Origin of the sequence: Vallitalea okinawensis (genome assembly GCF_002964605.1) — a bacterium.
Taxonomy (GTDB): domain Bacteria; phylum Bacillota; class Clostridia; order Lachnospirales; family PQDH01; genus Vallitalea_A; species Vallitalea_A okinawensis.
Window position 1 is genome coordinate 259,991 of sequence record NZ_PQDH01000006.1, and the last position, 21,952, is coordinate 281,942.

18 protein-coding genes are annotated in these 21,952 nt (G+C 33.2%); 6 read left to right on the top strand and 12 right to left on the bottom strand.

Annotation, left to right across the window (positions count from 1 at the left end; all coding sequences use genetic code 11):
- Positions 1-452 precede the first annotated feature (452 nt).
- A complete protein-coding gene (locus C1Y58_RS17095; protein ID WP_105617307.1) occupies positions 453-2,054 on the top strand; it encodes an NTTRR-F1 domain in 1,602 nt (533 codons plus the stop codon).
- A gap of 306 nt (positions 2,055-2,360) precedes the next feature.
- Here C1Y58_RS17095 and C1Y58_RS17100 read toward each other — a convergent pair whose 3' ends face one another.
- The gene (locus tag C1Y58_RS17100; protein ID WP_105617308.1) at positions 2,361-4,679 is read right to left on the bottom strand and encodes a glycosyl hydrolase family 95 catalytic domain-containing protein; all 2,319 of its coding nucleotides are present in this window, start codon (positions 4,677-4,679) and stop codon (positions 2,361-2,363) included.
- Positions 4,680-5,100: 421 nt separating this feature from the next.
- On the opposite strand from C1Y58_RS17100, the gene C1Y58_RS17105 reads away from it, so the two are divergent.
- Positions 5,101-5,340: an MTH865 family protein gene (locus tag C1Y58_RS17105; protein WP_105617309.1), complete on the top strand. Its 240-nt coding sequence runs from the start codon at positions 5,101-5,103 to the stop codon at positions 5,338-5,340.
- A gap of 40 nt (positions 5,341-5,380) precedes the next feature.
- Here the strand turns inward: C1Y58_RS17105 and bioA are convergent, their stop codons facing one another.
- The 3 genes from bioA to C1Y58_RS17120 form a co-directional block, all read right to left on the bottom strand.
- On the bottom strand, positions 5,381-6,589 hold the full coding sequence (gene bioA / locus C1Y58_RS17110; protein WP_105617310.1) for an adenosylmethionine--8-amino-7-oxononanoate transaminase: 1,209 nt from the start codon (positions 6,587-6,589) through the stop codon (positions 5,381-5,383).
- Between the two features lie 202 nt (positions 6,590-6,791).
- The gene (locus C1Y58_RS17115; RefSeq protein WP_105617311.1) at positions 6,792-7,295 is read right to left on the bottom strand and encodes a DUF1543 domain-containing protein; all 504 of its coding nucleotides are present in this window, start codon (positions 7,293-7,295) and stop codon (positions 6,792-6,794) included.
- Positions 7,296-7,331: 36 nt separating this feature from the next.
- The gene (locus C1Y58_RS17120) at positions 7,332-7,586 is read right to left on the bottom strand and encodes a hypothetical protein (protein ID WP_105617312.1); all 255 of its coding nucleotides are present in this window, start codon (positions 7,584-7,586) and stop codon (positions 7,332-7,334) included.
- 317 nt (positions 7,587-7,903) lie between these two features.
- On the opposite strand from C1Y58_RS17120, the gene C1Y58_RS17125 reads away from it, so the two are divergent.
- Positions 7,904-8,584: a Crp/Fnr family transcriptional regulator gene (locus C1Y58_RS17125; RefSeq protein WP_105617313.1), complete on the top strand. Its 681-nt coding sequence runs from the start codon at positions 7,904-7,906 to the stop codon at positions 8,582-8,584.
- Positions 8,585-8,815: 231 nt separating this feature from the next.
- On the opposite strand, the gene C1Y58_RS17130 is transcribed toward C1Y58_RS17125, so the two are convergent.
- The 3 genes from C1Y58_RS17130 to C1Y58_RS17140 all read right to left on the bottom strand — a co-directional run bounded on the left by C1Y58_RS17130 (position 8,816) and on the right by C1Y58_RS17140 (position 14,726).
- Entirely contained in the window at positions 8,816-12,895 is a 4,080-nt protein-coding gene (locus tag C1Y58_RS17130) for a leucine-rich repeat protein (RefSeq protein WP_105617314.1), read from the bottom strand.
- 132 nt (positions 12,896-13,027) lie between these two features.
- Positions 13,028-13,723: a TetR/AcrR family transcriptional regulator gene (locus C1Y58_RS17135; RefSeq protein WP_105617315.1), complete on the bottom strand. Its 696-nt coding sequence runs from the start codon at positions 13,721-13,723 to the stop codon at positions 13,028-13,030.
- Between the two features lie 559 nt (positions 13,724-14,282).
- Positions 14,283-14,726 (bottom strand): pyridoxamine 5'-phosphate oxidase family protein, encoded by a 444-nt coding sequence (locus tag C1Y58_RS17140; RefSeq protein ID WP_105617316.1) that lies wholly within the window; start codon positions 14,724-14,726, stop codon positions 14,283-14,285.
- Between the two features lie 422 nt (positions 14,727-15,148).
- Between C1Y58_RS17140 and C1Y58_RS17145 the strand changes: the two genes are divergently transcribed.
- Together C1Y58_RS17145 and C1Y58_RS26520 are read left to right on the top strand one after the other, a co-directional pair.
- Complete coding sequence (locus tag C1Y58_RS17145; RefSeq protein ID WP_105617317.1) at positions 15,149-16,036, top strand: MerR family transcriptional regulator; 888 nt, start codon at positions 15,149-15,151, stop codon at positions 16,034-16,036.
- Positions 16,037-16,180: 144 nt separating this feature from the next.
- On the top strand, positions 16,181-16,321 hold the full coding sequence (locus C1Y58_RS26520) for a hypothetical protein (protein WP_157950169.1): 141 nt from the start codon (positions 16,181-16,183) through the stop codon (positions 16,319-16,321).
- 124 nt (positions 16,322-16,445) lie between these two features.
- Here the strand turns inward: C1Y58_RS26520 and C1Y58_RS17150 are convergent, their stop codons facing one another.
- Positions 16,446-17,492 (bottom strand): oxidoreductase, encoded by a 1,047-nt coding sequence (locus C1Y58_RS17150; RefSeq protein ID WP_157950170.1) that lies wholly within the window; start codon positions 17,490-17,492, stop codon positions 16,446-16,448.
- A 67-nt stretch (positions 17,493-17,559) separates the two neighbouring features.
- The gene (locus tag C1Y58_RS17155; protein ID WP_105617319.1) at positions 17,560-18,135 is read right to left on the bottom strand and encodes a TetR/AcrR family transcriptional regulator; all 576 of its coding nucleotides are present in this window, start codon (positions 18,133-18,135) and stop codon (positions 17,560-17,562) included.
- A 205-nt stretch (positions 18,136-18,340) separates the two neighbouring features.
- Between C1Y58_RS17155 and C1Y58_RS17160 the strand changes: the two genes are divergently transcribed.
- Entirely contained in the window at positions 18,341-18,832 is a 492-nt protein-coding gene (locus C1Y58_RS17160; RefSeq protein ID WP_105617320.1) for a nuclear transport factor 2 family protein, read from the top strand.
- A 261-nt stretch (positions 18,833-19,093) separates the two neighbouring features.
- Here C1Y58_RS17160 and rlmH read toward each other — a convergent pair whose 3' ends face one another.
- The 3 genes from rlmH to C1Y58_RS17175 all read right to left on the bottom strand — a co-directional run bounded on the left by rlmH (position 19,094) and on the right by C1Y58_RS17175 (position 21,952).
- Entirely contained in the window at positions 19,094-19,573 is a 480-nt protein-coding gene (rlmH, locus tag C1Y58_RS17165) for a 23S rRNA (pseudouridine(1915)-N(3))-methyltransferase RlmH (protein WP_105617321.1), read from the bottom strand.
- Positions 19,574-19,684: 111 nt separating this feature from the next.
- Positions 19,685-20,950 carry a UDP-N-acetylglucosamine 1-carboxyvinyltransferase gene (locus tag C1Y58_RS17170; protein WP_105617322.1) on the bottom strand — a complete coding sequence of 422 codons (1,266 nt, stop codon included), beginning with the start codon at positions 20,948-20,950 and terminating at the stop codon, positions 19,685-19,687.
- Between the two features lie 78 nt (positions 20,951-21,028).
- A complete protein-coding gene (locus C1Y58_RS17175; RefSeq protein ID WP_105617323.1) occupies positions 21,029-21,952 on the bottom strand; it encodes a two-component system regulatory protein YycI in 924 nt (307 codons plus the stop codon).

Sequence of the window (21,952 nt, forward strand, 5' to 3'; positions counted from 1 at the left end):
TATGCTGCTATTTTATATTATTTTTCTCTATGGAATCTTTAACATCTTCAGATTTTCTATCATAGACATGTGACTTGAGTTCTTCTATATATTGAATTCACATTTTAATCTACTCCTTCTTGCATGTATAGACAGATATATCTAAGTCTTCTTATGAAATGATACACGGAAAAGCGTCAATTGAAGATTTCAGGTTCATATGTACCAATACTGTTTCTGTTTCTGAGTCAATTGTTCTCTATATAACCATACTAATTTAGGAAAATTTATCAAGCTTTTATATTCACCCTCGTCTAGACCTCATGAAGATTCTGTCAAAGTCAAGTGAATCATAAAGAAATTATTACTAGCAAAATACAATTACGTACACACCATTAATTAACAACATATAATATTAGTAAGTATAAGTGAATTTTGTAAAAATAAAAACTATAAAAATAGGAGAATATATCATGTTTTTTCAAAACTTAATAAAAAACAATAACTTTGAAGACGGTACACTAGACCCATGGATTGGCTCTAATGCTTACATTGACTCTATATTATCTCCTGAGGGTTCCGGAAAATATAGTGCAGTTTTGGCGGGTAGAGAAGTTGATGCAAGCATTCACCAAATTATAAATGTAGTACCCGGTGAGAGTTATAATCTAGTTATGACTTTAGCAACCAAAGATGAAGAAATTTCACCACCTATAACTGTTACATTAGAATTTTTAGATTTATCTGGACACCCCATAAAAGAAGGTATTAATTATCGTTTGTTAAAAGGTCAATTATCGAATTACTTCAGCACAACACATAAAACCATTCATGAAACTAGCTTGCGAGTGCCTGCCAATTCATATTTTGCTAAGTTAACCATTATGAAAATGGCCTTTCCCTTTACATCAAGTGTGGTAATTGATAATGTTTCTCTAATAAGAGTAAAAGAGGAATCCGATATACCTACTGCATATGTTGGAAACTCGGATACCAATATAGTATCTGTGGTTGGATCTAATCTTGATGCAATTGTTGTTGGACAAGGACCTGTAGCAATGGCAAAAGCAAGTGTAAATGGTAATCAGTATATTTACGTTGCAAATGAAGATGGAACAGTTTCTGTTATTCAAGTATCTGATAATACGGTTATAGCGACCATTAATTTACCTGGAGAACCTTCTTTTCAGTATAACCGAAATATTCTGGTTAACTCCAATGAGTCCACTATCTATGTAGCAAATTATGACTCATCTGAAAATACGGGTTACGTTTCAGTTATTGATACTTCAACAAATACTTTAACTACTTCTATTATGGTACAAAGTAATCCAACTATTATGGTACTTACCAATCATGGACAACCCAATTCTGGCTTATTATATGTAATTAATTTTGGAAGCCACTCTATTTCTGTCATTGATACTTCTAATAATACGATCGCTGACAACTTTGAAATAAAAGACGCTGCACCTAATTCTTTAGTCATTACCCTTGATAATCAATATTTTATAGTAGGCTATCATGACGGTCATCATTTTCATATTGGGGAAGTATCAACTAATACAATAATTAAAAGTGTAAAGTATGTTAGTAGGAAACATTTAAAAAGCCTTACACTCTCTTTAGATGGTACTATGGTTTATGCTGGATATAAAGTAGGTGGCCAAAAGGATGAAGATGGAGCAGCCTTTAAACCTTATAAAGTTTATGATAATTTTTCACATGGCTCAAATACTGAACTCGGTGATTATAATAAGCCATCAAAACCAGAAATGGTGGCAGAAAGTGATTTATCAGATGACTATACTGTGATATATGTATCAGTAGTTGATCATGGCAACTATCTTTATGAGATTATAAGACAAACAAGTACAAACGCTTATTCTGTAATGACTCGTTTAGACATTAGCAGCTTTACAGGATTCTTTGCACTTTCTTCCGATAATAATTATATTGTAACTGTTAACTCTAATGGTAGTGTAACCTATATCGATGCTGCAACATTTAGTATTTTGGAAACATTTGTTGTTGCAAATAGTCCAAAAGTGCTTTTACTCTTGGATAGTAATTAAAGCTAATAGGCTAATAATGCAATTGATTAGATAGCTGATAGATTAATCCAACACTTTCAATTCAATAATAAGCTTGTTTTACACTTAAAAATTTCTCTAAGATTACTAGTATAACCTTTTTGCTTATCCTTTTTCTTGTTTATTAATGACAATACTGCAGTTACAAATGATAACGCTTGTTATACTGCCGACCACTATAAAAGTATATTAAAAGATCAGTATAACTCCAATGAGTCATACTGATTTTTCCGTTGAATATATAGGATAGTCACTTTTACATCTCTGTTATTATATTAAGGATTTAGATTAATACCGAAGGATATATTTCTTACCGACTTCTGTTTCAAAAGTGAGATGTGAGTTGTTGTAACTATAGGAAACATATTTGTCATCACACAGAATGGTCTTTGGCATCTTATTAGACTTGATGACTGCTCTATTGCCTTTATTAGAACTAACTGTTATTTCTTTTGGTTCACAGCACTCCCATTTTGCATCAACAACAAAATTGCCACGTGCAACAAGTCCTTTAAACTCCCCTTTATGCCAACGACCAGGAATAGCAGGAATAACCTCAATATAGCCTTCGTGACTTTGTAATAGCATTTCAGCAATTCCAGCTGTGCCACCTAAATTACCATCAATCTGATAAGGTGTATGGGTATCTAACAAATTAGTTAATGTTCCTTTTCTCAAAAGGGATAATAGGATTTTATAGGAACGTTCTCCATCCTTTGTTCTAGCCCAGACGTTTAAGCGATGGGCAATGGCCCAACCCGTTGATTCATCACCTCTCAAATCAAGGGTTCTTTTAACTGCATCAACATACTCAGGTGTTGACGAATTAACAATCGTCAGTGGATGAATACATACAAGTTGAGATATATGTCTATGTAAAGGATCACCATACTCGGAATAATAGGTTTCTTCTCTATACTCCTTAATCTGACCTGATGCACCAACTTGAACAGGATCTAATTTATCAATTAAATTTCTAATCTTTTTGATAATTGGACCATCATCCCCTAATTTATCAGCTAAAAACAGTGTGTTTTTGAAATTCTCATAAGTCATTTGCTGGTCAAAACCACACCCTACTGTGGTATGATGAACCCCTTTATGACGATTTTCTGGTGAAGCAGACATCTTAGTTAAGTATTTACCATCTTGCTTTATTAACGTATAAGACAAAAAAGTAGACATCCCTTTAAGGATAGGATATGTAACTTCTTTTAATATCCTTTCATCTTCTGTAAATTGATATAAATCCCAAAATAGCTGTGCTGTAAAGGCACCTGTACCTGGTCCTGAATGCCCTACTCGATTTTCAAGAGGACTCCCGCAGTTACCAATATGATAAGGTGATGCACCTGTACCAATACACCAACCATAATCCACATGGTCCCCTTCATAATTTTCTGGCATATTGTGCTTTACATAGAACTTTGCTTGCTCCTTAGCTCTAGGTAAATAGGCCATGAAATAGTCTAAGTATGCATCAAAAGTTTCCTTTACGTTTGTTGATAAGGCAGGCCAGTAATTCATCTGTACATTAATATTATGCCAGATACCAGCTGTCCATGGTGGATTATGATATCTATTCCAAGTTCCTTGTAAGTTGGCAGGATAAGCATTTTTTCTTGATGAACTAATAAGTAAGTAACGACCGTATTGGAAATAAAGTTCCTCAAGATACTGTGACACATTAAAACCACTACGATAGGTTGCGACTAGATCATCCGTTGAAATATCATCATCTTCTCCATAAAGATTAAGTTCACAGCGATTAAATAGAGTATGATAATCATCTAAATGCCTTTGTAAAAGTTGATCATAGCTGTAACCTAAGCTATTTTGCATACATTTTTCCACCTTCTCATAAGGCAGAGGAGAATCGACTAACTTTTTGTTATTATCTTTTTCCAAGAAGATGCTTTCTTTTAACTGATAGTTAGTACCAAGAGACGCTGTGATGATCACTTCTGTTGCCTGTTTTATGTTAATACCTTCAGGTGTTGTAATTACTTCACCATCTATGTTTTGAATATGAAATTTACCATAATAGACAAGTTGATAACCGCTCATGGTACCTTTAACAATCATTTCATTACTTATGTATTTTACTTCACCTGTTTTATCTCCACTTACTTCATATGTATTTTCCAACTCTAAGAACGGCGTTACACCGCTGATAGTGAAATTCAGAGTCTGCTTCTTACTTGCAGAAATTTTTGATACGAATACTTTATCTTTATAACTACAAAAACAGTCTCTGGAGTACGTGACCCCCTCATAGTCATATTGGACTCTTGTGATGGCATCATTTAATGACAAACTTCTTTGAAAATTTTCAACTTTATCATGATGGAAGTCTAAATATACTTCCACAAAGTTGTTTAATCCTCCTTCACGACATCCATGTGAAGGTCTACAGAATGAGTTTTCTGTAAACTGCCAACGCTCGGTCACTGTACGCCCAAATACCATAACCCCCATATAGCTGTTACCAATTGGTAATGCCCATTTTTCCCAACCATCATTTTGATTGTCTGAACGGTCTATATCACTCTGATTTTCATTACACAGTGGGGCAGGCTCTTTGTATTTTAAAACATAATCCTTCATAGTTCCTCCTATGACACATAATTATTGATATTCTTATCACCTAATTATATGAAGATTTCTTTGTACGTCAAGGATTAACATTTTATTATATAGTGCAACAATTTGATGATATGGTCTGTTTCTAACTACCTTACTCCTTGGACCAACACTCTAAATGGTCATTCAGAATAGATGGCAATATGGCATTCAATGATATTAAGGTAGAATACTAAATACTATGAAGAAACTAAATGATAAGTATGGATTGACTCCAAAATATCTAACTTAAACTAAAAGCATTCATCTGATATACATGATGTATTTGATAAATGCTTTTAATTTTCTTTAGATTTTTGTAAAGTACTTTACAGAATTGAAAAATAAAATCTATTAAACTAAAGATGTAATTGAAAATAGATTAAAAAATATTGGAGGTATCATTATGTCAGTACGTGAAATTATTAAAAACCAAATTGTTGCACATTTAAAGGATGCAGAGTTCCCGATAGAGACCCCAGATGTATTACTAGGATCATTCCCAAACGGAGCTGACACAACATGCAAAGCTGGTGAATTAATCATCACAGCAGGTCAAGCTGGGACGCTACTGAATAATAGTCATTTCCCATTTAATAGCGCCGAGGAAGTTGGAGAGACTATCGTTGAACTTGCTAAACTATAATTAGCTTAGATATTCTAATGACCATAGACAATTGAGCTTATCAATATAGTTTATGGTCACCCTCTTCAAACCACTGCTTATAAACATTGCAGACTCTTAAAAGTTCCTCTTCCTCTATGATGTATGGAAACATCCCATACATGTATTTGATAAAGGGACGGCTGTGAATACCATGTTCTAATGCAAAATCTTTAAATCCTTTTAAGTCACATGGGTCGTAAACTTCAATGCAAAGACAGGCACCGAGGATTCGTACTTCTTTGACTTTATCAGATGAGAAGTCTTTAAATGTAGCTTTGAGGGTCGATTCTATCCACTTAATTTTAGATAAATAATCTTCACGTTGAAAAATTTCAATGGATTTTAGTGCAACAGCACAGGCTAAAGGATTGCCCATGAACGTTGGACCATGCATAAAAGCATGTTCGGGTTGATCAGAATAAAACCCATTAAATACTTGATCGCTGGCTATTGTCACTGCATGCCCTATATATCCAGCTGTTAGAGCTTTACCTAAAACAATAATATCAGGGCAAACCAAATCACTAACAAACATATGGCCAGTACGCCCAAAACCTGTTGCCACTTCATCGAATATGAATAAGACGTTGTAATCATCACATATCTGTCGAGCTTTTTCCAAAAAATCAATATCGTACATACGCATACCGCCAGCACCTTGCAATAGAGGTTCGACTATAAAAGCAGCAATCTCTTGATGCTTAGCTTCAAGTAAAGATTTCAACTCATTGGCGTTGGTAGAAATATGATAAATCCCCTCCTTTTCGGGGAAGGCAAGGTGATAATCTTCATCATCACCTACAGCCATAGTTTTAAACGTATCACCATGATAGGCATATTTTAAAGCAACAAAGCTTTTCTTTTCAGCTTGACCTTGATTGAAGAAATATTGCACGGCCATTTTTAAAGCCACTTCAACACCAACACTACCTGAATCCGAGTAAAAACAATGGTTTAGATCCTCTGGAAGGAGTTCAACCAACTTCTCAGAAAGGGCTTTAACAGGTCCGTGAGTTAAGCCACCCAACATGACATGGGAGAATTTATCTACTTGTTTCTTTAAAGCATCATTAATTTCAGGATGGTTGTAGCCATGGATAACACTCCACCAAGACGTCGTGGTATCAATGAGCTTTTTGTCTTTAGTATATAAGTAAATGCCTTCAGCACCAATAATGTCAATGGGTTCTGTCATGGTTTTCATCTGTGTATATGGATACCAAATCATATTATACTCCTAACTGTTCTTTGATTGTTAATCTAATAAGTGCAAATGTATCTGTTAACGGATTTTTGATTAGATTATGTTCTAAACTACATATAGCTCCTTGAGATTTAGTATGAACTATAATTATAATATTATAATTTAGAAACACAATTGTCAACCCAAACACTCTAAGATGTTAACAATTATAAACACTAACCATGACCTATCTATCTAACCTTCTATATCCAAACCAGTCAGGACGTAAATCGAATTCCTCTCCAGTTTCTTCAAGTTCAATATAGTGTGCGTCTTCTATATTCGATAAGAGACATGATTGAATATCAACAACCTGATCAACATGACCCTCTTCTTCAAACAGATCCACCTCTTTCAAAGCCTTCTTTTTTGCTTCTTCAAGTGTTTCAGCAACAAAAAAGCCTACGCTATGCACTTCTTGTGTTAAAGATTTATTATAACCACCCATCTGTACAAAATATAGTCTTTTACTCGAATTAGACTTTTGCTTTGATAATTTAACTCTATAACCATTAGCGCCAACTATTAAGGCATAGCTATCCATATGCAATTTTTCTTGGATTCCATACCATTTTTCTTTTACCAAATTCATCGTATTGTCAATATGATCTGCAACCACAAACTGCACATCATGAACCTCAATATTTGCACCTTTAACTTTCCCACCTAAACTTATCATATACAAATTCATCGTAACCACTCCTTATCACTTAAACATAAGTTCTTACTACTTCTTCTCAATGTTAACAACAGTCGAACTTACGTACTCTTGATTAAACCATATTACTAAATTATCATCCTCTAATCCTTGTCTAAAGTCAACACCTTCAACAAGAATTTTATCATCTACAAGAATACTATCTGCTAATTGATTTCCCCAGTTTTCCACAACAAAAACAGGTTTTATTACTTTTTGAGTATCTGTTGCTTCCAATCTAACTGTTAGATCTTGTCCATAAGACCGGTTTTCATCAAACCTCATCCTTTCTGTTATTTATTGTACCACACTTTCAATACTAAATTACTACCTGGTTATTTGCACAATCCACGACAAGAACAGTAACGGTGTATATTTAGATTCATCTGTCTCCATTTTTCTATCCCAACATCGAACTTGTATAAAGATAATTTATGTAGAATGCAGTAATCACTAGTGATATACACAAAGTATCTGCTTATAAAATATACGAATGGAAGGTTATTTTTGGGAACCCTTTTGATCATTTGGTACTGACCTTATGGTTATGCTATAATGAAGACTAGATGCAATACTTATACTAATATGAAATGAGGTTAAAGATGACTCAAAATAAAATTAAATGTATGAAGGACTTGGAGATTTTCAGTGCTTTAGACGATTCTGAAAAAAAAATGGTTGTGCGTTTTGCACGCCCAGTCTTTTTCAAAAAGGGGCAATCAATTTTCATGGAGGGAATGCCATGTGACAAAATCTATTTCATTCGCTCAGGACGCATACTTTTATATAAGGTTTCAGTAGATGGTAAAGAAATGTCGTTAGATATCTTAAAAGGTGATGATATTTTCGGAGAAAATACAATTTTTGATGAGTCTTTACATTCATTTAGTGCAAAAGCTCTAGAGGATACTTTCGTTTGTGTTTGTACAAAAGATGACTTCCTCGAGTTATTAAAAAATCCAATGATTTCTCTAAAAATTATTAAACAACTAACTAACAAGTTAAACGCTTACACTGAACATATGGCTAATATAGCTTTCAACGACGTGAAAGGTAGAATACTTAATATAATAAAGAAGTTAGTTGATGAACATGGTGAACCGACTGAGTCAGGAACAAAAATTAACATTATATTAAGTCATCAGGACATTGCCAATCTCGTAAATGCATCGAGAGTTATGGTTACGAATATCATAAATTCATTGAAAGGTGACGGGATTATCCTTGTGAAAAGTAGATATATCTACATTCCTGATAATAATAATCTTGAAATGAATTATTAAAATACCTTAAAAAGCACTTATCCTTATGAACCGCCCCCAGAAGTTAGACCTAAAATCTAACTGATAGAGGTCGGTTTTTATATGGCAAAATATAGTTACGAACTCAACAAATCATTGCATACCTAAGGAGCGCTAATTTTCCTATCACTACACTATGTATTTATTAAAGTAAGCAAACATAAAAAAATTAAGACCGCAATATTATAGCGGTCTTATCTATTAATACTCTTTTTATTGTCCTGCTGCATTCATGATTAAATAAAATGCCCAGTGGTTATTATCTATATCACTAAATAGGTTATCATAAACCTTTGCTTCATCATCTTCTCTTTCAAAGACCCTGTTTATCATAGCTATGGCTTCAACACGTGTTACTACAGCATCAGGTTTGAAGCTACCATCACTGTATCCATTTACTATACCATCTTCTCGTAATGCACCAATAGCATTTTCAGCCCAATGATTCTCTGTATCGGTAAAACCTGCTTTGTCTTCGTTTATGTCAAGCCCTAAAATCTTTGACATAATAACTGCTAGTTCCCCTCTTGTGATATCATTATTAGGTTTAAATGTATCATCTGAATAACCATTAATCACATCTAACTCACTAAGTATAACGATTTCTTCCTCTGCCCACATATCAGTATCAGAAAATTTACTTTCTCCCTGTATACCTTCACTCTCTAATAATCTACTTAGCATAACTGCTGCTTCTGCTCTAGATAGAGATTGATCTGGGCGGAAGGTACCATCACTGTACCCACTAACATATGCAATATTCTCGTATCCTTCTTTAAGTACAGGTTTTTCAGTGATTGTATAAATGGAACAATGGGTAATCTCAAACTCAGCCTGACCATCTTCATTAACTGCAGTTCCTGAAAGTTCAAGCTTCCCTGTTGTTTCGTTATAATAATACATGTAGACTGTTTGATCATTTGCAAATTTTTCTACCTTAAATTTTATCTTAGCTTTAATTGGTAATTTACCTTCATATTTTGTCTTGATAATAAAGCCTTTTTCATCATCTAGTTCTATATCCACTTCATCTTTATCAACAATCTCTATAGAAGGTTCAAAGTCCGCATTAACTTCCTCTTCAACTTCTGACTGACCATCAAATTCCCACTGATACCAGTCACCATCAATAACTAATTTTCCACCTTCTTCTTTTAAGGTTTCAAATACATCTTCTGAAATGGTCTCATTATCTTCCACTGTAACTTCGACTACTGCTTCCCCTTTTTCGCTTTCAAACTGTTCTATAATAATATCAGTAGTGTCTGTAGCTTCTGTTGTACTATCACTGCTACTGTTGCCACTATTTTTGTTACTCGAAGTTGCCCTTGTTACTGTGAGTATAGTCTCTGCTGTTGTATTACCATCCTGGGCTGTTACCACAATATTTATTTCATTTGCTCCTACACTTAGTGCTACTTCTGCGGCTTGTCCACTTATTACTTCTTCTCCTTCGACTGTTACTGTTGCATTACTGTCATTTACTATTGGAGTTACTTCTATACTTGATATGCCATTTGCTACACCAGCTCTGTACTCAGCTATACTGCTATCAAATGTGGGATCTAATGTTCCTCTACTTATACTCAAATCACTTAATGAAGCGTCATCATTTCCTGCCCTTATCACAGTTATCACAGTCTCCGCTGTTGTACTGCCATCTTCGGCTGTTACAACAATATTTATCTCATTTGTTCCTATGCTAAGTGCTACTTCTGCTGCTTCTCCACTTGTTACTTCTTCACCTTCCACTGTTACTGTTGCATTAGTGGTTACTGCTGGCGTTACTTCTATTATTGTTATGTCATTGGTCACATCAATCTCATAAATTGTAGTATTGCTATTAAATGTCGGGTTTAGTGTTCCAGAGCTTATATTCAAAGCACTTATCTTTACATCGTTACTAAATGCCCTAGTCACTGTAATTACAGTCTCCGATGTTGTACTACCGTCTTCAGCTGTTACAACAATATTTATCTCATTTGTTCCTACGCTAAGTGCTACTTCTGCTGCTTCTCCACTTGTTACTTCTTCACCTTCCACTGTTACTGTTGCAGTACTGGTTACTGTTGGCGTTATTTCTATGCTTTTTATGTCATTGGTTACATCTACGACATAATCAGTAATACTACTATCAAATGTAGGTGCTAATGCTCCTGTGCTTATATTCAAGCCACTTAATGTTGCATCATTATTGCCTTCCCTCATCACTGTTATCACAGTCTCCGATGTACTACCGTCTTCGGCTGTTACAACAATATTTATCTCATTTGCTCCTACACTTAGTGCTACTTCTGCTACTTCTCCACTTGTTACTTGTTCACCTTCCATTGTTACCGTTGCACTACTGGTTACTGTTGGCGTTACTTCTATACTTGTTATGTCATTGGTAACGTCTATCGTATATTCCGTAATATTACTATCAAACATTGGGTCTAATGTTCCTGTGCTTATACTTAGGTCAATTAATGTAGTGTCATTACTCATTTCATATATAGCCCAGCCATACCATTCACTATCCGTTCCGTCACCATCGGATGTATCTTTCAAGTATGACGTTGCACTTCCATAGGGTACACGAATAGTTGGTGAATCCGTACTAGTGTTGCTGAATGTATTAGATTGGACACTAGGAACTGTTGCACCCAAAGTAAGATCATTTAACGAAGAACAGTCAATAAATGCCTTACTATCCATAGATGTTACAGAAGGTAATTCGATACTGACCAAGGAATTACACCAATCAAAGGCTGATGAGCCTATTGTAGTGACTTTTGGAAAATATACATCAGTTAAGCTTGAAGCATATTTAAATCCTTTAGTTTCAATAGTTGTAGCTTCAGCTGCGCTTACGCTGACTAGTGAGTAGTTATTTTCAAATGCAGAATCTGGAATAATCTCAAGTTTTGGTATGTCTATACTTTTCAATACATTACATTCAAGAAAGGCTCCAGTTCCCAAGCTAGTAAGCTCTGGAAATTCAAGTGACGTTAGTTCCCAATTAAACTCAAAAGCATAAATTCCAATAGTTTCTACCATCGGCATATCCACACTAGCTAGTTCAAAACAATCGCTAAATGCTTTGTCTCCTATGGTAGTAGCATATGGTAGACTTACACTAGTAAGTTCATAGGCATCTTCAAATGCTCCATCACCAACTGTTTCTACTATAGGTAGGGACACACTCTCCAATACTTCACAGGCATAAAATGCACTATCTCCCAAGGTAGTAGCCGATGGTAAACTTATACTGGTCAGATTACTCTGTCTAAATGCCCCTTCACCAACTGTTTCTACTTTAGGTAGAGATACACTCTCCAATGCATTACATGAATCAAATGCATAATATTCTATGGTAGTAGCCAATGGCAAGTTTATGCTACTAAGGCTATAATTATCTCTAAACGCACTTTTACCAACTGTAATTACTTTAGGTAGATCTATGCTCTCCAATGATTCACAGTCAATAAATGCCTCATCCTCTATTGTTGTAGCTGATGGTAAAGTTACACTAGTAAGTTTATTGTCACATGCAAATGCTGCATCACTAACTGTGATAACCTTGGGTAGGTCTATGCTTTCCAATGATGCACAGTAAGCAAATGCTTCATCTCCCAGAATAGTAGCTGATGGTAAACTTACACTAGTGAGCTCCTCGGCATATGTAAATGCTCCATTGCCAACTGTGATAACATTGGGTAGCGACACACTCTTCAATGATAAACAGTAAGCAAATGCATTATCTCCTAAAGTTGTAGCCAAGGGTAAACTTATACTAGTAAGATTGGTGCTATCAAATGCCCCCTTACCAACTGTAACAACGTTAGGTAGAGACACTTCCTCCAATTCATAGCAACCATTAAAAGCATATTCCCCAAGGGCTGTAGCTGATGAAATTGTTATTTCTGTTAAATACTCAAATTCCCCTACAGTCATAATTCTATTTGCTCGCACGGTATTGTCAGCAGTATCCGTATCTACCGATGAGTCCGTTCCACTATCCACTGTTGCATTTTCAATAATTTCCAACTTCTCAATATAAATCAGATTGGCACCAATCCAATTAAAGTCGGTGCTATTGACAACTCCTTCTGTGATTGTTAAGGATGTAACAGCATCAAGATCAGATACTACAGTTTCTATTGCATCTCCTAGACTACCAGAAGTAAATGTTTCGTCTATGGTAATTGTACCATCTACGTAACCGTTTGCATCTACTTCTAGGTAATGGAACCCACTGATTATAACTACCAATAATGTGGCTAATATACCTAGTATAATATTTCTCTTCATTACTTGTCCTCCTTATTTTTTCTTATGTATCTTGTTACTTATTGCTTAATTACATTTGTCACTTCAATCCCAATATTTTTAATTTTGTAGAAACTCTTTCATTTTATCAATCAAACCAAATCTTACTATGTATTATTCATTAGTAAAAAAGACATCTGACTCAAACTTTTTCTCTAACTCGTTATATATTGTTTCTACTATTTTTTTATCAAAATCAATACCTAGCGAGTTTAGATTATAACTAATAAGTGGAATAGCAAGTTCAGAGATTTCTTGTTCTACTTCATTCTTTAACATATATAATATAATAGCGTCAATAGAACTTATGAAGCATATCGCAGTTATTTTTATATCCATAATTTTTAGATTGTGGTTATCTCGAAATCTTTCTAGTGTTTTTTCCGTACCTAAATAAGCATATTCTGTAAATTTCCTAACATTATCTTCAAATAACTTATTATTTCCTACTTCCTTTAGTCTTAATAGAATGGCTTCTCTTCTATATTTATGAATCATTAATAAAGTTATTGAAATGCTTCTAACAATATATTCCAAAGGTTTTTCAAGATATGTATCAGTGGCTTTCCAAACTATTTGAAATATCCTATTGGAGAAATCCTCATAAATTTCAAGGAATAACTCTTCTTTATTAGCAAAGTAATTGTAAAAACTTCCAATAGAGATATCTAATTTGGAAATAATATCTCTGATAGAGGTATTATAATAACCCTTTTCTAAGAAAAGCTCTAATGATGTTTCATAAATCTTTTGCTTTTTATCTGCTTTTCTTTTTTCAGTTTTAGCACTTTTTTTATAGATAAGTATCACCTCTTTTCAAACTTTGAACATAGTTCACTTTTTATAATAACATAATTTCTCAAAATGTCAATCCTTCTTTATAAGTGTAATGATTATCAATTGCATGGCACCAAGAATAGTAAAATTGATGTTATATCACTTCTGTGTTCGGACTTGCACTCTATAGATAGTATCTACACTTGACTTATTTAAAGAGCCAATAAGATGTTTATTCTCTTATTGGCTCTCTAGAACTTCTTATTTATTTACTTAAACGCAATCATGCCTATTTAATCAGTTTTAGTTCTTAATAACACTCCATTATATATAGGTATGAAAAGCAAATTCAAAAAAAGCCGTTATTTATGATATGGCTCACCGTACTGCATCCAACGGCTGTTTTGCATTACTCTTTGTATTTAGCAGACAGAGGGACAGGGATTTGTCTGATATTGAATGACCAATTTCTTTTACAAGAAAAGACCCTGTCCCCATGTCTGTTTATAAAGCTATATCACCTTTTTTACCTTTAGTATAAGCTAGAAATAATTTACTGAAATCCAATGAGAGCTAGTCTTTTTATTAACTATTAGTATTTAATCTCATCCATCATACCAGTTTCATTTGGTACGAATACAGATGAAAATATAACTTTAACTAGATTCATCTCAGTAAGGTCTGTAAGGAAATCTTTTAACATTGGATACTTTTCAAACACTAGATTAGTTCCTAATTCAAATTCTTTCTTTTCATCAATGATTTTTGCTATTCCATCTATATTAATATATGAAATACCAGCTATTTCATCAAGTGTATTTGCACCACTATATATTGTTATATACACTTTTTCATTAAATTTAATCTCATTAATTTTGTTACTTTGATTATGTGTGAGAATGTATAAAGCGTTATTGTCGTTATTTATTGCAAATTCTAATAATCTTGATTTAGCGTTCCCTTCTCTTGTAACAGTTGATAATGTCATAAGTAATTGATTGTTAAGTACTTCTTTAATTAAATCTTTTGATTTCATAATAAATCTCCTTTTCTTTTTTTGTTGTCCAGTATTTCACATAATAAAACAATAATAACATAATTGATAATAATTCAGCTGTCGGTACAGATAACCATATGCCATCTATACTAAATATTTTAGGTAATAATAGATTTCCAATTAAAACAAATACAAGAGTTCTCATTAGTGATAAAAGAAATGAAGTCTTGCTGTTTGTAATTGTAGTAAAGAAATTAATAATAAAATATTTAATCTCATAAATAAATAACTATAAGAAAATAGATTAAAGCCGTTATTGCCTGATCATATACATTCGTATTTCTGTTAACAGATACTTCGATTAATAATGATAACTGTTGGTATCACTAATCTTGATAGTATGACTAAGTTAAATTTTGGTTTAAAGGGCTTGTTGTAAAACCTCCTATCTTGATTTTTCATTGTATATTTGCTACTATAATCATTGTAAAGTATATTGTAACAATATAGTCAAGGAGGTATTTATAATTATTAGAATAAAGTTTTCAACTGGTGAATTTGCGAAAATCTGCCATACAACTAAAAACACATTATTTCATTATGAAAAAGAGAAAATATTTGAACCTGCGTTCAGAGATGACAATGGGTATAGATATTATACAGAAGAACAAATAGAAGTTTTCTTCCTTATTGTTTCTCTAAAAGAAATAGGAATGACTTCTAAGGAAATTAAAAGTTATTTATCAAAAAGAAGCCCAAAAGAACTATTAAACCTATTGGGTGAGCAAGAAAAAATCATTAATAAAAAAATTAAAAAACTAAAACATATTAAAAATATTATGAAAAATACTCAAGTAATAACCGAAAAAGCTCTGCAAGTAGAAATTAATAAATACTATATGATAGAGTGTGAAGAGCAGTTTTTAGTTACAACTGAAGATATATCAAACTTATCGCAGAAAGATATAATTTATAGCATAGCAAATCTTGAAAGATTATGCTTTGAAAACAACATTGATACTTACAATAATTTAGGTAAAATTTTAGATTTTAAAAGTGGTAGAGATCTAGATTTCAATAATTACAATAAATACTACTTTAGATTAGTATCTAAAAAAGGAATTAAATCACTTCACGTAAAAGAAAAAGGAACATATTTAACTTTCTATTGTGCAGGTAATGAAAACATATCAACAATCTATAATAATTTCATTAACTTCATCAATAGTAAAAAATATGAAGTCTGTAGTCCTTTTTATGAAATACCTGTACTCGATGAAGCCTCAACTAGTGGATCTAAAAACTATTTGATTGAAATAAGCATTAAGGTAGGAAATATTAATACCTAAATTCTACGTCAAAATAAAATTATCTTTATTTACGGCTAACTCATGAAGAATTGTGAATGTAATAAAATCTGTGCTTTAGTGAAAAATAAATCTCTTTTCTGGTGATAATTAGAATAATAATTAAAACCAGAGAGGAGATTTTTTATGAGTACATTACCGAAAGAAGTTTTAATATCTATAATAGTTGATGGAGGACTAAAAACATCAGAGAATTCAAAACAGTACTTTAACGCGGCCTCACATAGTAAATCTACAATACATGAGCAAGGCTATTCAAGTAGGTGACATATTTTTTTGCATAATCTAAATCAACAGTATCATCATCGGTTTCAACAAGATCGCCCAATTATGATTTATTAAGGAAGGCCGTATGATCTAAATCAGAAATCATACGGCCTTCCTTAATAACTTAAAGCGTATTCAGAATACATCTTTTTCTACCAGCAGACGCACACTTGCTACAGCTAACACAACGTGATTTTTCCTGACCCTTTTTTAGACGTGTAATAAGGTCTGGTTCAGTGATAAATGGTCTAGACAATGAAACCATATCTATACCTGATGTTAATACAGTTTCCATATCATTGAAGTTTCTTACACCCCCAACAACCATAGTCGCGATATTCCTATCACCTTTGATCTCAAGGGCACGATCCAAGAAATAATTATGATCAGAATATTTCTTCGTTGCGAAATCTGAACCACTGAATTCAACCGCTTCTATACCAAGTGTCTCAAACTGAAACATCATGTAATCTAGATCCTCATTATACGTAGCAGTTTCTATCAGATCATTGGAATCGATCTTTATGAACACTGGATAAGCTTTCCCACAGGCTTCTTTAATTTCTTCCAATATCTCACGTACAATTCTAAATCTGTTTTCTGAACTTCCACCATAGTTATCCGTACGCTTATTGATAGATGGCTTCAGAAATTCGCATAAAAGATACCCATGAGCAGCGTGTAATTGCACACCATCCATTCCGGATTTTTGTGCACGTACAGCGGCGTCAATAAAATCACTTTTCACTCTAGTAATTTCATCAATCGTCATCTCTCTTGCAACTCTACCATCTTCTAGATTAAATTTAGACGGTCCGAATGGATCTTGTGAATAAGCTTCGATACCTGCATGGTTGAGTTGTGCAATAACCTTCGTGTCATTCGGCTCTACAATTTCCTTGATTTTTTTTGCATGGTTAACATGATCGTCATTAATCAGTTCATTTGAACCCGGTGCAACAATACCGTCCTTTGAAACGAAAAACTGTCCTGCAATAATGAGCCCGATTTCATTGGATGCCAACTCATCATACATTTTAAGCTCATCTGCGCTGATGGTCCCATCAAGATTACCAAGCATACTATGCGTCGCTGATCTTACAATTCTATTCTTGATTGTCATGTTTCTTAGCTCTAGTGCTTTAGATACTTGCAGATTTTCGAAATTCATAATACTCATCTCCTTACTTTCAATTTATTTAGACCAGTCTACTTAGTGTTGAGAAAATATAACCACTTTACCTTAAGTAAAATGGTAGTGCATTACTAATGAAGTTGTTGAGTGGTAACTCTGAATTCTCATATTTCATCCTCAATACTGCACCATGATAGTTATCATAAATCATATGTGTCAATCGAACAGGATCTATTTGATTTGAGATGAGTTCCAAGGTCGTTGCGCTCTCAATCCATTTTGCTATGAAACCTTTGTGCATATCTATACTGCTATGAATTAACTGGACAATGGCTTCATTTTCCACATCATCTGAAACAATATTCATCATAGGACATGTTCTAAGGTTGCCGTTATTGAAAAAGAAATCATTCGAAATAGAATAATACTTCGTAATCTTCTCAATGGGATTCATAGTGCTATCATTATCTATCTGTTCCAAAATGAATTTTACTTTTCTGTTGTAAAGCTTTATTGCTTCGATAACAAATGCATCTTTGTTTTCAAAGAAATTGTAAAAGGATCCTTTGGGAATCCCGCAAGATTTTAATACGTGCTGAACGCCTAACCCTGAAAACCCCTTCATCGTTAGAATTTCAACACCAGATTGCAGAATTTCCTCTCTATTGTATTTTGACATATTTCCTCCTAACCAAATATAAGACCGGTTTACTTATATACTACTTCTTCTTTCGATAATTGTCAATGAAAATCTAGACAAATTCTCATTGACAATAAATGAAAAATATATTAATATATAAATAAGTAATCCGGTCTAATTATTTTCCTCAGAAAAAGGTTACTATATCAATTTAAAAAATATAAATGAGAATAGGAGGCTTATAATGAGTCAATCACAAAGATATCCAATAATTGATATCAACAAACATTTACAAGAAAATTGGACAGAACAAGAAACAGAAAATGCAAAAATCGTCGTGGACTTCTTTCAACATTTGATGAATGAACATGACTTTGACTACACGATAAAAAAATATGGTAATGGTTCATACACACAACACAACAGAGCTATACCAAATGAAATATCAGGACTTATTGGTTATGTGAAAACACTGACCAAAAGATTCCCAGAATATTCTTTTGATGTGAAGCGAATATATGCTGATGGTGATTTCATTCTCTTGCATAGTCATACCACAATGACGGCGAAGCACAGGGGCAATGAGAATAAAGGTTTCATTATTACTGATACATTTCGTTTAAAAGATGGAAAACTGGTAGAACACTGGGACGCAATCCAACCAATTGATACTTTCTCAAGACTGTTGTTCTTAATGACAGGAGGAAGTATCAATAATAGCAACCCAACTTTCTAACAAACTCATGTGGATCAAAGACCATCTCATTAAGGGATGGTCTTTAATTCAAGTAGATTTAATAAGATATGAACTCATGGTATAGTTCACCATCACACATTAGAAATAGTTTATACTGCACAAATGATTTCATCACAAAAACCCCTTTACTCGGTACATAACATTTTTTGTAAACCAAAATTCAACATCTTCTCTTCCAAAAAGTGATGGATTTTGGTAAGCACAGGCAAGGCACACACAACCCTGTCATAAAAAACTCACTTATTTGTGATACGGTTCACCGTTAATAATCCTAAATCCTCTATATACTTGTTCTAATAAAATCAAGCGCATAAGTTGATGAGGGAAGGTCATTTTAGAGAAGCTTAGTTTGGCATTAGCTCGATTTAACACTTCATCCGATATACCAATGGAACCGCCTATGATAAATACTAAATGACTGTTACCTTGAACAGCCAATTTTTGCATCCAATCTGCTAATTCTTCAGAAGCATATTGCTTTCCATCAATAGCTAGTGATATGACGAACTCTGTCCCTTTAATATGCTTTAGAATTCTATTACCCTCTTTATCTTTCAGCTGTTTTTCTTCAACACTACTCATATTATCAGGTGTTTTTTCATCTGCAACTTCTATCATGTCCAGCTTACAATACTTACTAAGTCGTTTCTTAAATTCATCTATACCTAACTTAAGGTACTTTTCTTTTATTTTTCCTACAGATATGATTGTTATTCTCATAAAGACTCCTACACTCCTATGACTTTGTGAAATTATTTCCTGGGACATATTTCTAATATGACATAATAATACTTATTCTTTTTTATAAAAGAAAAAAGCATAGTTTTTCAACTATGCGTCTTGTTTTACTCTCTTTATATCAGCACCGAGTCTTTCAAGGTTTTCAACCATATGTTCATAGCCTCTATCGATGTATTTTACGTTTGTAATTGTTGTTGCTCCTTCAGCTATAAGTCCTGCAATTACCATTGCAGCTCCAGCTCTTAAATCTGTTGCTTTTACCTTTGCACCAGATAAGCACTCTTTTTCGCCTTCGATGACAGCTAATTGACCTTCTACAACGATTTTAGCTCCCATTCTATTCAATTGATCAGTATATTGGAATCGACTTTCCCATACACTTTCAGTTATAATACTTGTACCATCTACACTAGCCAGAAGTACTGCCATTTGAGGTTGCATATCAGTTGGGAATCCTGGATAGGGTAATGTTTTTAATCTTATACTTTTTAGTGGTTCATCAGCTATTACTCGTATAGCTTCATCCTGTTCTTCTACCTTAACACCCATTTCAATGAGTTTAGCTGTAATAGCTTCCATGTGTTTAGGAATGACATTTTTTACGGTAACATCTCCACCAGTAATAACACCAGCGATCATGTATGTACCAGCTTCGATTTGATCTGGTATAATCATATAATTAGCACCATGTAATTCTTCAACACCTGTTATCTTAATAACATCTGTACCAGCACCTTTAACATTAGCGCCCATACTATTTAAGAAATTGGCTGTATCAACTACGTGAGGTTCTTTTGCTGCGTTCTCAATTATTGTAGTTCCTTTTGCTTTAACTGCTGCAAGCATTATGTTAATAGTAGCACCTACACTCACAACATCTAAATAAATGCTCGTACCAACTAATTCTTTCGCCTCAGCTTGGATAATTCCATGTTCTAGATTAACTTCAGCTCCTAAAGAATTAAAACCTTTGATATGTTGATCAATAGGTCTTGTCCCAAAGTCACATCCACCTGGAAAGGATACTTCAGCACGATTAAATCTACCTAATAAAGCTCCTAACAAATAATAAGATGCACGCATACCTTTTACACAATCATAATCTGCACAAACATTTTCCATATTACGACTATCTATTCTTAATGTATTGTTATCAACAAATTTTGCATCTACCCCTAAATAATTTAAAGCTGTTACAAGATTACTTACATCTTCGATATGGGGTACATTTTCTATTATACATACATCATTAACTAACAATGCCGCTGGAATGATAGCTACTGCAGCATTTTTAGCACCATTTATTGAAACATCTCCACTTAGTCTTTTTTTTCCGTTTATAATCAATTGATCCATTCTTGCACCTCAAATTTTATATTTTCCCCATCTATATATTATATCATTAAAATTGCATAAATTAAAGCTGAATTTTTGTTAATTTTGTGTAATTTCATTAGAGAAGGATTCTTCATCTATAATCTTCGTAATTTCATTGGTATATGCATCAACAAAAATGATTTGTGATTGTCCTGTATTAAGATTCATTAAAGGAATACGATAACTTGGATTTGCTGTAGCTTCATAATCAATGATAATGTTATTCGTATAATACCCTTTATCTATATCTTCTAATGCAAAATTAGCATTTTCATAATTTTCCTCAATATAGTATAATACATTATATAATACTTCATCAACTGGATAAATTTCTCTTTCACTTCCTAAGTACCCAGTAGGTGCATAATGTTCATATTCTGCTTCAATAATCCCCTCTTTAGTAACTATAACTTTTAAATAATTACTAAAGATTTTGTTACCTTTATATTCTTCACATAATGTTACTTCGTAAATTTCATTTTCTTTCTTCATATCATAAGCAAGATATACAAAATCATACTCATCATTAGTTAATAAAGAGGCGAACTTTTTGGCTAAAGTAATGGCTTCATCACGAATATTGTTTTTGTCATTAATATCAAACTTCCCATCTTCATTGACATAATTAATCCGTTGTTGATCAAAAATTAATTTTTCAACTTCGTTATTAATATTAGTATATGTTGTTTTGCCATTATCATAATTGCTTACTTTAGACTCTGCAGTAAAAACTTGGTCAGCAATTTCTTTTTCGTTAAAATGATATTCCTGCATCATAAGCTGGGACATAGGATAAAAATCATTAGGGTATTTTGTATAAATTGGCATACCATTATCGGATACAACTTCCTTTAATAGATTATTGTCATTTGAAGATAATGTATACCTATTTCTTTCAATAAGGTAATTGAATCCAAATAAAAATAAATTAATGAATAAAAAGATAGCGATTAAATATTTTTTAATTTTTATCCACTCCAT